The organism is Pantoea phytobeneficialis (genome assembly GCF_009728735.1).
Lineage (GTDB): Bacteria > Pseudomonadota > Gammaproteobacteria > Enterobacterales > Enterobacteriaceae > Pantoea > Pantoea phytobeneficialis.
In genome coordinates this window covers 2400286-2413519 of the sequence record NZ_CP024636.1, presented here as the reverse complement: position 1 = coordinate 2413519, position 13234 = coordinate 2400286, and the positions used below count along the sequence as shown (strand labels likewise).

Below are 13234 nucleotides of genomic sequence, written 5' to 3'. Positions count from 1 at the left end.
GCAGAGGCTGCGATGGCTACGCAACAAGAATCTCGGGGTGAATCTTTGACTAAGGTTTGGCTGAAACGCTATCCGCCGGATGTCCCAGCGGAAATTACTGCGGACCGTTATACCTCTTTGATCGATCTATTTGAGCATGCAGCAACGCGTTATGCCGATCAGGTCGCTTTCGTAAACATGGGTCAACCGATGACCTATCGTCAGCTGGACCAGCAAAGTCGTGCTTTCGCTGCCTGGTTACAACAGGGGTTGAAGCTTAAAGCCGGTGACCGGGTTGCGCTGATGATGCCTAATCTGCTGCAATATCCGGTGGCGCTGTTTGGCGTGCTGCGTGCAGGCATGGTGGTAGTGAATGTTAACCCACTCTACACACCACGCGAGTTAAAGCATCAACTTAACGACAGCGGTGCCAGTGCGATTGTCATCGTCTCGAATTTTGCGCACACCTTAGAAAAAGTCGTGGCCGAGACTCAGGTTAAACATGTGATGTTAACGCGCATGGGCGATCAACTGGCCCCCATCAAAGGAACGCTGGTTAATTTTGTTGTTCGCTATGTGAAGAAGTTGGTGCCGAAATACCATCTGCCAGGTGCCGTTTCTTTTCGTCTGGCGTTGCAGCAGGGGGAGCAACTGACTTATCAACGCCCTGATGTGACCAATGATGACCTGGCGTTTCTGCAATATACCGGTGGTACCACCGGGGTAGCGAAAGGCGCAATGCTGACGCACGGCAATATGCAGGCCAACCTCGAACAGGCGAAAGCCACCTATGGCAAGCTGCTGCGTCCGGGACAGGAGTGCGTGGTCACCGCCTTGCCGCTGTACCATATTTTTGCTCTGACGGTTAACTGTCTGCTGTTCCTCGATCTGGGCGGCCAGAACCTGTTGATCACCAATCCGCGCGACATCCCGGGTTTTGTCAGGGAGCTGGCTAAGTTCCCGTTCACCGCGATTACCGGTGTGAATACCCTGTTCAACGCGCTGCTCAACGATGCCAACTTTAATAAGCTGGATTTCTCCACCCTGCGGATGTCGGCGGGCGGCGGTATGGCGGTGCAAAAAGCCGTGGCTGAACGCTGGGAGAAACTGACCGGCCACTATCTGCTGGAAGGCTACGGTTTGACCGAGTGTTCACCGTTGGTGTCGGTGAATCCTTATGACATCACCTGCCATACCGGAAGCATCGGTTTACCGGTACCTTCTACCGATGTGCGTATCGTCGATGAAGATGAACATGATGTCCTGCCGGGTGAGCCGGGAGAGCTTTGCGTACGCGGCCCGCAAGTGATGGTCGGTTACTGGCAACGCCCGGAAGCTACCGAAGAAGTGCTAAAAAATGGCTGGCTGCATACCGGTGATATTGTTACCGTGGACAGCGAAGGCTTTATCCGCATCGTCGATCGCAAAAAAGACATGATTCTGGTGTCGGGCTTTAACGTGTATCCTAATGAGATCGAAGATGTGCTGATGCAGCATGAGAAAGTGCGAGAGGCCGCCGCGATTGGCGTACCGAGCGATCTTTCCGGTGAAGCGGTGAAAGTGTGTATCGTGAAGAAAGATCCCACCTTAACCAAAGAAGAAGTGCTGGATCACTGTCGCCGTCAGCTAACCGGCTACAAGGTGCCGAAGATTATCGAGTTTCGCGACGAGTTGCCTAAGACTAATGTCGGCAAGATTTTACGTCGTGAGTTGCGCGATGAGGTGAAGCGGGAAGGGTAAGTGTGCGCACCTCGCTCAAAGGTTAACGCCGGCAAAGTCCGGCGTTTTTATTGCTTTTAACATGGAGCGCTGCACGAAGTATGTTGCAGCGAAAACATAACGTGAATTATTCCCTGATCGACCAAAATGACCAACTGGCGGCGGTATGTGACAAAGCACGGCAGCATAGCGCTGTGGCGCTGGATACCGAATTTGTTCGCACCCGTACTTACTATCCGCAGTTGGGCCTGATCCAGCTGTTTGATGGCGAGCAATTGGTCCTGATCGATCCTCTCAACATTAGCGACTGGTCACCGTTTATTGCGTTATTGCGTGATACCCAGGTAACCAAATTCCTGCACGCGGGTGGTGAAGATCTCGAAGTGTTTCTGCATCGTTTTCGCTGCCTGCCGGATCCGATGGTCGATACCCAAATTCTGGCGGCTTTTGCCGGGCAGCCTCTGTCGTGGGGTTTTGCCGCGATGGTGATGCACTTTAATCAGATCGAGCTGGATAAAAGTGAAGCGCGCACTGACTGGCTGGCGCGTCCGCTGACGGCGCGCCAGTGTGAATATGCGGCGGCGGATGTCGCTTACCTGCTGCCGATAGCCCATCAACTGGTGGCGCAAACGGAAGCGGCAGGCAACATGGCCGCAGCGCTGAGCGAATGTGACACCTTATGCCAGCGTCGTCTGGATGTGCTGGTGCCTGAAGATGCCTGGCGTGATATCACCAATGCCTGGCAACTGCGCCCGCGTCAGTTGGCGGCTTTGCAGCGTCTTGCGGCGTGGCGGCTGAATATCGCGCGGCAGAAAGATATGGCGGTGAACTTCGTGGTGCGCGAAGAGAACTTGTGGAAAGTGGCGCGTTTTATGCCCGGCAGTCTCGGTGAACTGGATCATCTGGGCCTGAATGGCCATGAAATCCGCTTCCACGGTAAAGCGCTGGTGGCGATGGTGGCCGAAGCGCAAGCGCAGGATGAAAGCACGTTGCCGCAACCGCTGGGGAATCTGATTGATCACCCGGAATACAAGCAGACCTTCAAAGCCATCAAAGCGTTGGTCCAGCAGGTGAGCGAAGAGACGGGTTTTAGCCAGGAGTTGCTGGCTTCACGTCGTCAGATCAATCAGGTGTTGAGCGTGCATTGGGGGTTGAAAAATGCCTCACGCACACCGGAATTAATCGCAGGCTGGCGTGGCGATTTGTTCAAGGCGCGCATCGACGAGATTTTGCAGACGCACTAAATCCAGTATTTTCCCCTGCAAACAACGCAGGGGAAAATCAGGAGACCGCTAGCGTCATTTGGTGACTTCTTCCGTCTCCGGTAGCGTAACGTTCAGCTCCAGAATCGAGATATCATCTCCTTTCTGATCCAGCTGAACGGTCACCATATCTGGGTCAATCTTCACATACTTGCAAATCACTTCCAGAATGTCGCGCTTGAGCTGCGGCAGGTAGTGGGGCTCACTGTCGCCCCTTCTGCGTTCAGCCACAATAATTTGCAGCCTTTCCTTGGCTATGTTGGCTGTGTTCTTCTTACGGGATAAAAAGAAATCAAGTAATGCCATTGGTTATCCCCCGAACAGGCGTTTCAGGAAACCCTTCTTCTCTTCTTCAATAAAGCGGAAGGGGCGTTCTTCGCCAAGCAGGCGGTCTACGGTATCAGCATAGGCTTTACCGGCATCTGAGGTCGCGTCAAGGATCACCGGTTCGCCCTGGTTAGAGGCGCGCAGTACCGATTGGTCTTCAGGAATGACGCCGACCAATGGAATACGCAGGATATCCAGTACGTCTTCCATGCTCAACATATCACCACGACTGACGCGGCCCGGGTTGTAACGGGTCAGCAGCAGGTGTTCTTTCACGGCATCCTGGCCATTCTCTGCACGGCGAGATTTTGAGGCGATGATGCCAAGAATACGGTCGGAGTCACGTACTGAAGAGACTTCCGGGTTAGTAGTAATAATCGCTTCGTCGGCAAAATAGAGCGCCATCAGCGCACCGGTTTCGATACCGGCCGGCGAGTCACAAACGATAAAATCGAACTCCATGGTCGCCAGATCGTTCAGTACTTTCTCAACGCCTTCGCGGGTCAGGGCATCTTTGTCACGGGTTTGCGACGCAGGCAGGATGTAGAGTTGCTCGGTACGCTTATCTTTAATCAGCGCCTGGTTCAGTGTGGCATCGCCCTGAATAACGTTGACGAAGTCATAAACCACACGGCGTTCACAGCCCATGATCAGGTCGAGGTTACGCAGACCGATGTCAAAATCGATAACCACGGTTTTTTTGCCTTTCTGCGCGAGTCCAGTGGCGATGGCCGCGCTTGACGTGGTCTTGCCAACGCCCCCTTTACCGGATGTAACTACAATGATGCGTGCCATAAATGTTGATTTCCTTAACGAAAGAAAAGGGGCCTAATTAAGTGTCTGAATGGTGAGCGCGCCCTCTTTGAGGCACAGGCGCGCAGCTTTACCAAAAAATTCTGCCGGGATCTGATCCATGATCCAGTACTCCCCGGCAATCGAGACCAACTCTGCGGCGAGGTTGGTGCAAAAAATCTGGCAGTCACGGTCACCGCTGGCACCCGCCAGCGCGCGGCCGCGCATCATGCCGTAAATGTGGATGTTGCCATCGGCAACTAATTCAGCACCGGCGCTGACGCTGCTGGTGACGATTAAATCGGCATTGCGGGCATAGATCTGCTGGCCTGAACGTACTGGCGTATTGATGATGCGGGTTTTATTGACGGTCTCAGCCACAACAGGGGCGGCGACGGCTTCAGCAACCGGCGTTTCAGTGCGCTTTTTGCTCTCTTTACCTTCAGACAGCACCGGTAAACCGGCGCGCGCAATCATCTTTTTCAGCGCATCATCTTTACAACCGCTGACGCCAACGATACGCAATCCGGTTGCGCTGACGGCTTGTTGCATCTGTTTCCAGTTGATGTCGCCGTTCAATGCCGACACATTGAGCACCACGGGCGCATTTTTCAGAAAGCCAGGCGCCTGGTCGATTTTGTCCTGCAACGCCTGACGAATCACCTCAGGTTGCGAATGGTGCAGATGAACGACTGACAGGGTAAAACTGCTTCCCTTGAATTCGATTGGCATTTGCGACATCTGTCCTGACTCGTCCTGTTTTCACTACCAGGTGATGAATGCCGATAAAATCGTCATTAACACCACTCGGTCAATATTCGAAGTTCAGCAAGCATGTTATAGTTACTGCTATATTCAGGCAAGTGACGCCATCAGTTAATTCGAGTAAAAAATATGTTTTGTGTGATCTACAGAAGCCCGCAACGCGACCAGACTTATCTTTATGTTGAAAAAAAAGACGATTTTTCCCGCGTGCCGGAAGAATTGCTGCGGGGCTTTGGTAAACCTCAGCTGGCAATGGTGCTGTCACTGGAAAAACGCGGCAAACTGGCTAATGCAGACATCAATAAAGTAAAGCAGGCATTGAGCGATCAGGGCTATTATTTACAATTGCCGCCCCCGCTGGAAAGTCTGCTGAACATACATCTTCAGCAAGGCAAAAAAGATTAATTCGGATTCATCTGTAAATATATCCAGATTTAATCATCTGTATGGATAGCTTTATTTATTTGCCTGCGCTAAATCCCTTATTGCAGACAATATAGTGAATCTGATTAACGTCTTTTGACAATTTCCGCACAGTCCGCAGTCGCAAACCAGCTTAATATATTGACCCTCAGTGCCACGTTCCGGCACTGAAGCAAACACAACGCGCCAGCAGGGCTGGCGTCATACGCAAACTAAAGCAGGGGAATAGCATGTATCAGCATCGTAACTGGCAGGGCGCTTTGTTGGATTACCCGGCCAGTAAAGTGGTCTGTGTTGGCAGCAACTATGCTAAGCACATTAAGGAGATGGGAAGTGCAACGCCAACCGAGCCGGTGGTGTTCATCAAGCCTGAAACCGCGCTGTGCGATCTGCGTCAGCCACTGTCGATTCCAGGGAATTTCGGTGAAGTCCACCACGAAGTTGAACTGGCGGTGCTGATTGGTGCCACGCTGAAGCAGGCGAGTGAAGAGCATGTGGCGAAAGCCATCGCGGGTTACGGTGTGGCGCTGGATTTGACGTTGCGTGATGTCCAGGCTGGTCTGAAAAAAGCGGGACAGCCGTGGGAAAAATCGAAAGGTTTTGATAACTCTTGCCCGCTGTCTGGGTTTATCCCGGCCGCTGAATTCAGCGGCAATCCACAGGATACCGAACTGAAACTGGTGGTGAATGGCGAAGTTCGCCAGCATGGCACCACCGCAGATATGATCCACAAAATTCTGCCGTTGATTGCCTATATGAGCCAGTATTTCACGCTGCGTGCGGGCGATGTGGTACTTACCGGCACCCCAGAGGGTGTGGGCCCGATGCGTTCTGGTGACAAACTTGAAATCTCGCTGGCCGGTCACGGTATTACGACGCGCGTGCTGTAAAACTTGCATCACCGCACCTGAACCTTTATAAGGTGCGGTCTTTACGTTAATCCGGACCGCCATCATGACTGATCACCCTTTCTGGCAAACAAAACGCCTTGACCAAATGGACGACGCAGAGTGGGAATCGCTGTGCGACGGCTGTGGGCAGTGCTGCCTGAATAAATTGCAGGATGCGGATACCGATGAAATTTACTTCACTAACGTCGCCTGCAATCAGCTAAACATTAAAACCTGCCAGTGTCGCAATTACGAACGGCGGTTTGAATATGAAGAAGACTGCATCAAGCTGACACGCGAAAATCTGACCACTTTCAATTGGCTGCCGCGTACCTGTGCGTATCGTTTGCTCGGTGAAGGGAAGACATTACCCGCCTGGCATCCGCTGGTTGCAGGTTCCAAGAAAGCCATGCATGCACAACGCATTTCAGTGCGTTACATCGCGGTGCGGGAGAGTGAAGTGCGGGATTGGGAAGATCACATCATCGATCGGCCAGACCGTAACGGTTAAAAAAACAGGCAGCTCAGGCTGCCTGTTTTCATTTGTTAACGGCCAAACAAATCACGACGTTTGGCTTTGAACGGCTGTGCAATCAGCACCAGCAGGCCAACTACCAGATAAGCCGCAAAAATGACGATCATCCACTGCGGCATGCTCCAGCCAAGGAAACTCCAGTCAATGGCGGCGCAGTCACCCCGCGCCACGAACACGGCAGGCAACCATTTATCCAGTGGCAGCCAGGTCGGGAAACGCGCGGCAAAATCACAGGTGACAAAGGGATTCGGATGGAGTTGGATCATGGTGTGTTCATAAGAGAGGCGAACTCCCTGAATCGCACTGTACAGCCAGATGACAATCGCAGCCCAACGCAACGGGGTTTTCGGCGCAATGGCTCCGACAATACCCGCACCCATCACGCCAAACAGTGCGCAACGCTCATAAATACACATCACACAGGGCTGTAATCCCATGACGTGTTGGAAAAAGAGCGCAGTCAGTTCGAGAGCCAGTGCCGTCAGTGCCAACAATAACCAGGCTCCGCGTCCTCGCGAACATTGGTTCAAATATCGCAACATATTGCCTTTCCTGTAGCCATTAATGTTTCGCAGTGTAAACCAAAAGCGTGACCATGCCAGCCCGGACGCAGGAAAAAATCATGTATAAAAATGACTTATCCTGATCCAGGCCAAAAAACCTCAGAGTTGTGTGGTGCTAAGCCAACCTTGCTGGATGAAATAATCACTCATTGGTACCAGCAATTCATTGATGCAGAAAAATCCCACCAGTGACAGCACCAGGGTAAACGGCAGCGCCATCCACACCATGCGGCCATATGAGAGACGAATCAGCGGTGCCAGTGCTGAGGTCAACAAAAACAGGAAGGCTGCCTGACCATTCGGGGTAGCAACTGAGGGTAAATTCGTGCCGGTATTGGTGGCGACCGCCAACAGTTCAAACTGACGCAAATCAATCGCACCACTCTGGAAGGCATGTTTCGCTTCGTTGATATACACCGAGCCGACAAACACATTATCCGAGATGGATGACAGCAAACCATTAAACACATAAAACCAACTGAGTTGCGAGGCCGGGTCGGCCTGCAACACAAAATGGATCAGTGGCTGGAACAGTTGCTGGTCAATGATCACCGCGACAATGGCAAAAAATACCGCCAGCAATGCAGTAAAGGGCAGAGCTTCGGTAAAGGCCTGGCCGAGAGTATGTTCATCGGTAAACCCGCACAGCGAGGTGGCGAGAATAATCACAGAAAGGCCGATCAACCCAACTTCGGCGAGATGAAAGGCGAGGGCGATAATTAGCCAAACGCCGATCAAAGCCTGCACCCACAATCTCAGCGTATCCTGGCGGGTGCGCTGCTCACTGGCCTGACGGTCGCTCTCCAGTAAAATCGCGCGTACGGCCTCAGGTAGCGTTTCACCGTAGCCAAACACCCGGAAGCGTTCCACCAGAATGCTGGTGATAATCCCACACAACAACACCGGAACGGTAACCGGCGCCATGCGCAGGAAAAACTCTGTGAAGTTCCACCCTGCGGCATGGGCAATGATCAGGTTCTGTGGTTCGCCGACCATTGTCATTACACCGCCAAGTGCGGTGCCGACACCGGCCTGCATCATCAGGCTGCGCAAAAAGGCGCGAAATTTTTCCAGGGTTTCCCGCTGGACAACTTCTTCATGGTGCGGCAGCCCGGACGAAGCCACGCGATGATAAATATCATAAAAACCCATCGCCACGCTGATCACCACCGCCAGTACGGTCAGCGCATCGAGGAAGGCGGAGAGAAACGCAGCGGCAAGACAGAAGGTCAGGCCGAGCAGCACTTTGCTGCGGATCGACAGCAAAATACGGGTGAATACGAATAACAGCAGTTGTTTCATAAAGAAGATCCCCGCCACCATAAAAATCAGCAGCAGCAACACTTCAATATTCCCGGCCAGTTCAGTTTTCACCTGTTCAGCACTGGCCATGCCAATGGCAATTGCCTCGACAGCCAACAAGCCACCGGGCAGCAGTGGGTGGCACTTTAACGCCATGCCAAGGGTAAAAATAAACTCGGCGACCAACACCCAACCCGCCAAAAACGGGCTGACAAAAAAGAACAACAGCGGATTGATGACCAGAAAAGTAATCAGTGTCAGTTTGTACCACTCGGGTGATTGCCCGAGAAAATTGCGTCTGAAGGCCTGCGCGTAGCTGAGTTCCATCGACTCTCCCTGAGATCTTGCATGTTATAAATTTTGCCAAGGGTAATGCGTCTCCAGGTGCTACGCAAATGGAGATCGTGTGGGTATTAAATGATATGGAAATTTGCGGCAGCGTGCGCTTTTAATCGGTTGCCAGGCTATATCCGCTATAGCCCCTCTGGTATGATGAGTCCAATTACGATAAAGAAAGCAACGAGAAATAAATGCTATGGTGATTAAGGCGCAAAGCCCCGCAGGATTTGCTGAAGAGTATATTATTGAAAGCATCTGGAACAGTCGTTTTCCGCCGGGGTCAATTCTACCTGCCGAACGTGAGCTTTCTGAATTGATCGGGGTGACCCGTACTACGCTGCGTGAAGTTTTACAGCGCCTGGCGCGTGATGGCTGGCTGACCATCCAGCACGGTAAACCTACGCGGGTGAATGATTTTTGGGAAACATCAGGTTTAAACATTCTCGAAACTCTGGCAAGGCTCGATCATGATAGCGTGCCGCAGCTGATTGATAATCTGTTGTCGGTACGAACCAATATTGCCTCTATCTTTATCAGCCGTGCCTTACGTCATCATCCGGACAAAGCGCGCGATGTGCTGGAAACGGCGCTGAATTCTGAGGATCAGGCAGATGCCTACACTGAGCTGGACTATCGTGTATTCCGTGGTCTGGCATTTGCTTCCGGTAACCCGATCTACGGTTTGATCCTCAATGGACTGAAAGGTCTGTATACCCGCGTTGGCCGCCACTACTTCTCCAATCCGGAAGCGCGTGAGTTGGCTCGCAGTTTCTACCGTCAACTGGCGGATCTGTGTGGGGTTAAACCGACGCAGGAGCAGATTGTCGATTGCGTGCGTGATTATGGTCGCCGCAGCGGTGAAATCTGGCATGGCATGCAGAAAAGTATGCCGGATGATTTGGGGACTAAGCGTTAATTCAACCTGCCTTTTGTCCAATAAAAAGCCGCCATCAACATGATGGCGGCTTTTTTGTGACCTTTACAGCGCCGGACCGCGTGCCGGGCTGCGATCCAGCAGTTCTACGCTGCCATCTTCATTCTGTTGTTCAAGGATGACATCAAAGCCCCACAGGCGATGTACGTGCTTCAGGACTTCGCGGCGGCTTTTATCTAACGGCGCACGTTGCTGCGGTACGTAACGCAGCGTCAGCGAGCGATCCCCGCGCAGATCGACGTTGTAAACCTGAATGTTGGGTTCCAGATTACTCAGGTTGTACTGCGCCGACAGCTGCTGGCGGATTGCCCGATAACCGGCTTCGTCATGAATCGCGGCAATTTCCAGATAGTTGTTACGATCATCATCCAGCACGGTGAACAAGCGGAAATCGCGCATTACTTTCGGCGACAGGAACTGGCTGATAAAGCTTTCATCCTTGAATTCCCGCATCGCGAAGTGCAACGTCTTTAACCAATCTGAACCGGCGATATCCGGGAACCAGTAACGATCTTCCTCAGTCGGGGACTGACAAATACGTTTGATATCCTGGAACATCGCAAAACCGAGAGCATAAGGGTTAATGCCGTTATACCACGGGCTGTTATAGGGCGGCTGGAAAACCACGTTGGTATGGCTATGCAAAAACTCCATCATGAAGCGTTCCGACACTTTCCCCTCGTCATACATATGGTTGAGGATGGTGTAATGCCAGAACGTTGCCCAGCCTTCGTTCATTACCTGGGTTTGCTTTTGTGGATAGAAGTACTGGCTAACCTTACGCACAATGCGCAACACCTCACGCTGCCAGGGTTCCAGCAACGGGGCATTCTTCTCCATAAAATAAAGCAAATTCTCTTGTGGCTCAGAGGGATAGCGAGCGGCTTCAACCTGTACCGACTCTTTCTCTTTACGCGGCAGGGTACGCCACAACGTATTGACCTGACTTTGTAGATACTCTTCACGGCTTTTTTGCCGCGCTTTCTCTTCCTGTAAGGAGATTTTTTGCGGGCGTTTATAACGATCCACGCCGTAGTTCATCAGGGCATGGCAGGAGTCGAGCAACCGCTCAACTTCCTCTACACCGTAACGTTCTTCACAGTCGGAGATGTAATTACGGGCAAACAGCAGGTAATCGACAATCGAACTGGCATCGGTCCAACTGCGGAACAGGTAATTATTTTTGAAGAAAGAGTTGTGACCATAGCAGGCATGCGCCATAACCAGCGCCTGCATCGTCATGGTGTTCTCTTCCATCAGATAGGCGATACAGGGGTTGGAGTTAATCACGATCTCATAAGCCAGGCCTTGTTGCCCGTGCTTATAGCGTTGCTCAGTCTCAATAAATTTCTTGCCGAAGGACCAGTGGGCATAGTTGATCGGCATACCCACGCTGGAGTAGGCGTCCATCATCTGCTCAGAGGTGATTACTTCAATTTGGTGCGGATAGGTATCCAGCCCATAGAGTTTGGCTACACGGTCAATTTCTGCCAGATAGACATCAAGCAACTCGAATGTCCAGTCAGGCCCGTCACTGAGTCGTTTACTGTTCCTGGTTGGCTCGTCAAAGATTGTCGTCATAGCGCACCTCTGTTTTGCAGAGTGGCAGGTAACGGAATGTCACCTGTCACGAACGTTTAAGGCTTCATCCTGAGAAAGACAGCCCAAAAAAACTGAGCGAACACATCAATGATAGTCCACTGTCGCTTATCCGAAACCGGAACTCAAACGAATTCTTTTGGCACAAAATCATTCAAAAAATCCTCGCAGCTGATTTCATAATTTCAAATATGGATTTGGTTTTATTTTGCAGAATATTATTCTGATTATAAGTGCATTGTATGACTGCGGCGCTTTCTCCTGAAAAAAGTGAAAATGACTGATTCCCGCATCATAAATTGCTGATTTATGACTTTTCAGCATAAAAAATCCTGATTTTGTCGTGATGGCATGATTTTAGTTACCAGAAAGGTAAAAAACATGTGAAATGATACTGTCAGATGTGAGGTGGTTTCCGGTGTCTGGTTATGCTGTGCCAGGCTTAATATATGGTCAATTATGCTTTTGTGGTGGTGGCGAGGGTCTTATGCGCGTAGTGATTCTGGGAAGTGGTGTGGTCGGCGTCGCAAGCGCCTGGTACCTGGCGCAGGCCGGGCATGAGGTTACCGTCATTGATCGTCAGCCGGGGGCAGCGCTGGAGACCAGCGCAGGTAATGCCGGACAAATTTCTCCCGGCTATGCTGCCCCCTGGGCCGCACCGGGTGTACCACTCAAAGCGGTTAAATGGATGTTCCAGCGTCATGCGCCATTGGCTATCCGCCTCGATGGCAGTCGCTTCCAACTGGAGTGGATGTGGAACATGCTGCGCAACTGCGATATGCGCCACTATCAGGAAAACAAAAGTCGCATGGTGCGGATTGCGGAATACAGCCGTGACTGCCTGAAAGCCTTGCGTGAATCGACCGGGATAGCTTACGAGGGACGTCAGGGCGGCACCCTGCAACTGTTTCGCACCCGCCAGCAATTCGAAAGCGCCAGCAAAGATATTGCGGTGCTGAAAGAAGCGGGAGTGCCTTACCAACTGCTGGAGTCCCACCAACTGGCGAGTGTTGAACCGGCGCTGGCGACAACGGCCCACAAACTGACCGGTGGTTTGCGTCTGCCAAACGATGAAACTGGCGATTGCCAGCTATTTACCCAGCGCCTCGCGGCGATGGCTGCCGCCGCTGGCGTCACCTTCCGCTTCGATACGCCGGTTGATCACCTGCTACGTGAAGGTAACCGTATCTACGGTGTGAAATGTGGGGATGAAGTGATCAAAGCCGATGCTTACGTGGTGGCGTTTGGTTCTTACTCGACCGCGCTGCTGAAAGATATTGTCAGCATTCCGGTGTATCCGTTGAAAGGTTATTCGCTGACGATTCCGATTAAAAACCCGGATGCGGCGCCGGTCTCTACCATTCTGGATGAAACCTATAAAGTGGCTGTCACACGCTTTGATGATCGTATCCGCGTGGGCGGCATGGCGGAAATTGTTGGTTTTAACACCAAACTGTTGCCAGCACGTCGTGAAACGCTGGAGATGGTGGTCAGCGATCTCTATCCTGAAGGCGGTTATGTTGAACAGGCCACGTTCTGGAGCGGATTGCGTCCGATGACGCCGGACGGCACGCCAATTGTTGGCCGTACGCCGCTCTCTAATCTCTATCTTAATACCGGTCATGGTACGCTGGGATGGACGATGGCCTGCGGTTCTGGCCAGTTGCTGGCCGATCTGATTTCCGGGAAGAAACCGGCCATCGCTTCTGACGATTTGTCAGTGCTGCGTTATTTACCCGGTTTTGAGCCAAACACATCGCCGTTGCGTAACGCTAACGTAACGCGTTGAGCATTCAGGGAGAGCA

General features: G+C 52.0%; 13 protein-coding genes. 7 read left to right on the top strand and 6 right to left on the bottom strand.

Features of this window, described 5'->3' with window-relative positions:
• The first annotated feature begins 45 nt into the window (after positions 1-45).
• Entirely contained in the window at positions 46-1719 is a 1674-nt protein-coding gene (fadD, locus tag CTZ24_RS11230; protein WP_208723553.1) for a long-chain-fatty-acid--CoA ligase FadD, read from the top strand.
• 101 nt (positions 1720-1820) lie between these two features.
• Positions 1821-2942 (top strand): ribonuclease D, encoded by a 1122-nt coding sequence (gene rnd, locus CTZ24_RS11225; protein WP_208725543.1) that lies wholly within the window; start codon positions 1821-1823, stop codon positions 2940-2942.
• A gap of 54 nt (positions 2943-2996) precedes the next feature.
• Here the strand turns inward: rnd and minE are convergent, their stop codons facing one another.
• Genes minE through minC form a run of 3 tightly spaced genes read right to left on the bottom strand, consistent with a single transcriptional unit; the run spans position 2997 to position 4820 of the window.
• A complete protein-coding gene (gene minE / locus CTZ24_RS11220) occupies positions 2997-3266 on the bottom strand; it encodes a cell division topological specificity factor MinE (protein WP_013509389.1) in 270 nt (89 codons plus the stop codon).
• 3 nt (positions 3267-3269) lie between these two features.
• The gene (minD, locus tag CTZ24_RS11215; protein WP_021183019.1) at positions 3270-4082 is read right to left on the bottom strand and encodes a septum site-determining protein MinD; all 813 of its coding nucleotides are present in this window, start codon (positions 4080-4082) and stop codon (positions 3270-3272) included.
• 33 nt (positions 4083-4115) lie between these two features.
• Positions 4116-4820 carry a septum site-determining protein MinC gene (gene minC / locus CTZ24_RS11210; protein WP_208723552.1) on the bottom strand — a complete coding sequence of 235 codons (705 nt, stop codon included), beginning with the start codon at positions 4818-4820 and terminating at the stop codon, positions 4116-4118.
• A gap of 153 nt (positions 4821-4973) precedes the next feature.
• Here minC and CTZ24_RS11205 point away from each other — a divergent pair, with 153 nt between their 5' ends.
• The 3 genes from CTZ24_RS11205 to ycgN all read left to right on the top strand — a co-directional run bounded on the left by CTZ24_RS11205 (position 4974) and on the right by ycgN (position 6668).
• Entirely contained in the window at positions 4974-5249 is a 276-nt protein-coding gene (locus CTZ24_RS11205) for a YcgL domain-containing protein (protein ID WP_208723551.1), read from the top strand.
• 248 nt (positions 5250-5497) lie between these two features.
• Positions 5498-6157 (top strand): fumarylacetoacetate hydrolase family protein, encoded by a 660-nt coding sequence (locus tag CTZ24_RS11200; RefSeq protein ID WP_021183022.1) that lies wholly within the window; start codon positions 5498-5500, stop codon positions 6155-6157.
• A gap of 64 nt (positions 6158-6221) precedes the next feature.
• Positions 6222-6668 (top strand): cysteine cluster protein YcgN, encoded by a 447-nt coding sequence (gene ycgN, locus CTZ24_RS11195; protein ID WP_021183023.1) that lies wholly within the window; start codon positions 6222-6224, stop codon positions 6666-6668.
• Positions 6669-6703: 35 nt separating this feature from the next.
• On the opposite strand, the gene dsbB is transcribed toward ycgN, so the two are convergent.
• Positions 6704-7234, bottom strand: a complete 531-nt coding sequence (dsbB, locus tag CTZ24_RS11190) for a disulfide bond formation protein DsbB (RefSeq protein WP_208723550.1) — start codon at positions 7232-7234, stop codon at positions 6704-6706.
• Between the two features lie 120 nt (positions 7235-7354).
• Entirely contained in the window at positions 7355-8884 is a 1530-nt protein-coding gene (gene nhaB / locus CTZ24_RS11185; protein WP_208723549.1) for a sodium/proton antiporter NhaB, read from the bottom strand.
• A 208-nt stretch (positions 8885-9092) separates the two neighbouring features.
• On the opposite strand from nhaB, the gene fadR reads away from it, so the two are divergent.
• Positions 9093-9812: a fatty acid metabolism transcriptional regulator FadR gene (gene fadR, locus CTZ24_RS11180; protein WP_208723548.1), complete on the top strand. Its 720-nt coding sequence runs from the start codon at positions 9093-9095 to the stop codon at positions 9810-9812.
• A 63-nt stretch (positions 9813-9875) separates the two neighbouring features.
• On the opposite strand, the gene CTZ24_RS11175 is transcribed toward fadR, so the two are convergent.
• Complete coding sequence (locus CTZ24_RS11175) at positions 9876-11411, bottom strand: SpoVR family protein (protein ID WP_036624998.1); 1536 nt, start codon at positions 11409-11411, stop codon at positions 9876-9878.
• 505 nt (positions 11412-11916) lie between these two features.
• On the opposite strand from CTZ24_RS11175, the gene CTZ24_RS11170 reads away from it, so the two are divergent.
• On the top strand, positions 11917-13218 hold the full coding sequence (locus tag CTZ24_RS11170; RefSeq protein ID WP_021183028.1) for a D-amino acid dehydrogenase: 1302 nt from the start codon (positions 11917-11919) through the stop codon (positions 13216-13218).
• Positions 13219-13234 lie beyond the last annotated feature (16 nt).

What these genes read in the sequence shown, in the direction of transcription:
- minE (WP_013509389.1), bottom strand. Translation starts at nt 3,266, where the DNA reads ATGGCATTACTTGATTTCTTTTTATCCCGTAAGAAGAACACAGCCAAC.
- minD (WP_021183019.1), bottom strand. Translation starts at nt 4,082, where the DNA reads ATGGCACGCATCATTGTAGTTACATCCGGTAAAGGGGGCGTTGGCAAG.
- minC (WP_208723552.1), bottom strand. Translation starts at nt 4,820, where the DNA reads ATGTCGCAAATGCCAATCGAATTCAAGGGAAGCAGTTTTACCCTGTCA.
- CTZ24_RS11205 (WP_208723551.1), top strand. Translation starts at nt 4,974, where the DNA reads ATGTTTTGTGTGATCTACAGAAGCCCGCAACGCGACCAGACTTATCTT.
- CTZ24_RS11200 (WP_021183022.1), top strand. Translation starts at nt 5,498, where the DNA reads ATGTATCAGCATCGTAACTGGCAGGGCGCTTTGTTGGATTACCCGGCC.
- ycgN (WP_021183023.1), top strand. Translation starts at nt 6,222, where the DNA reads ATGACTGATCACCCTTTCTGGCAAACAAAACGCCTTGACCAAATGGAC.
- dsbB (WP_208723550.1), bottom strand. Translation starts at nt 7,234, where the DNA reads ATGTTGCGATATTTGAACCAATGTTCGCGAGGACGCGGAGCCTGGTTA.
- nhaB (WP_208723549.1), bottom strand. Translation starts at nt 8,884, where the DNA reads ATGGAACTCAGCTACGCGCAGGCCTTCAGACGCAATTTTCTCGGGCAA.
- fadR (WP_208723548.1), top strand. Translation starts at nt 9,093, where the DNA reads ATGGTGATTAAGGCGCAAAGCCCCGCAGGATTTGCTGAAGAGTATATT.
- CTZ24_RS11175 (WP_036624998.1), bottom strand. Translation starts at nt 11,411, where the DNA reads ATGACGACAATCTTTGACGAGCCAACCAGGAACAGTAAACGACTCAGT.
- CTZ24_RS11170 (WP_021183028.1), top strand. Translation starts at nt 11,917, where the DNA reads ATGCGCGTAGTGATTCTGGGAAGTGGTGTGGTCGGCGTCGCAAGCGCC.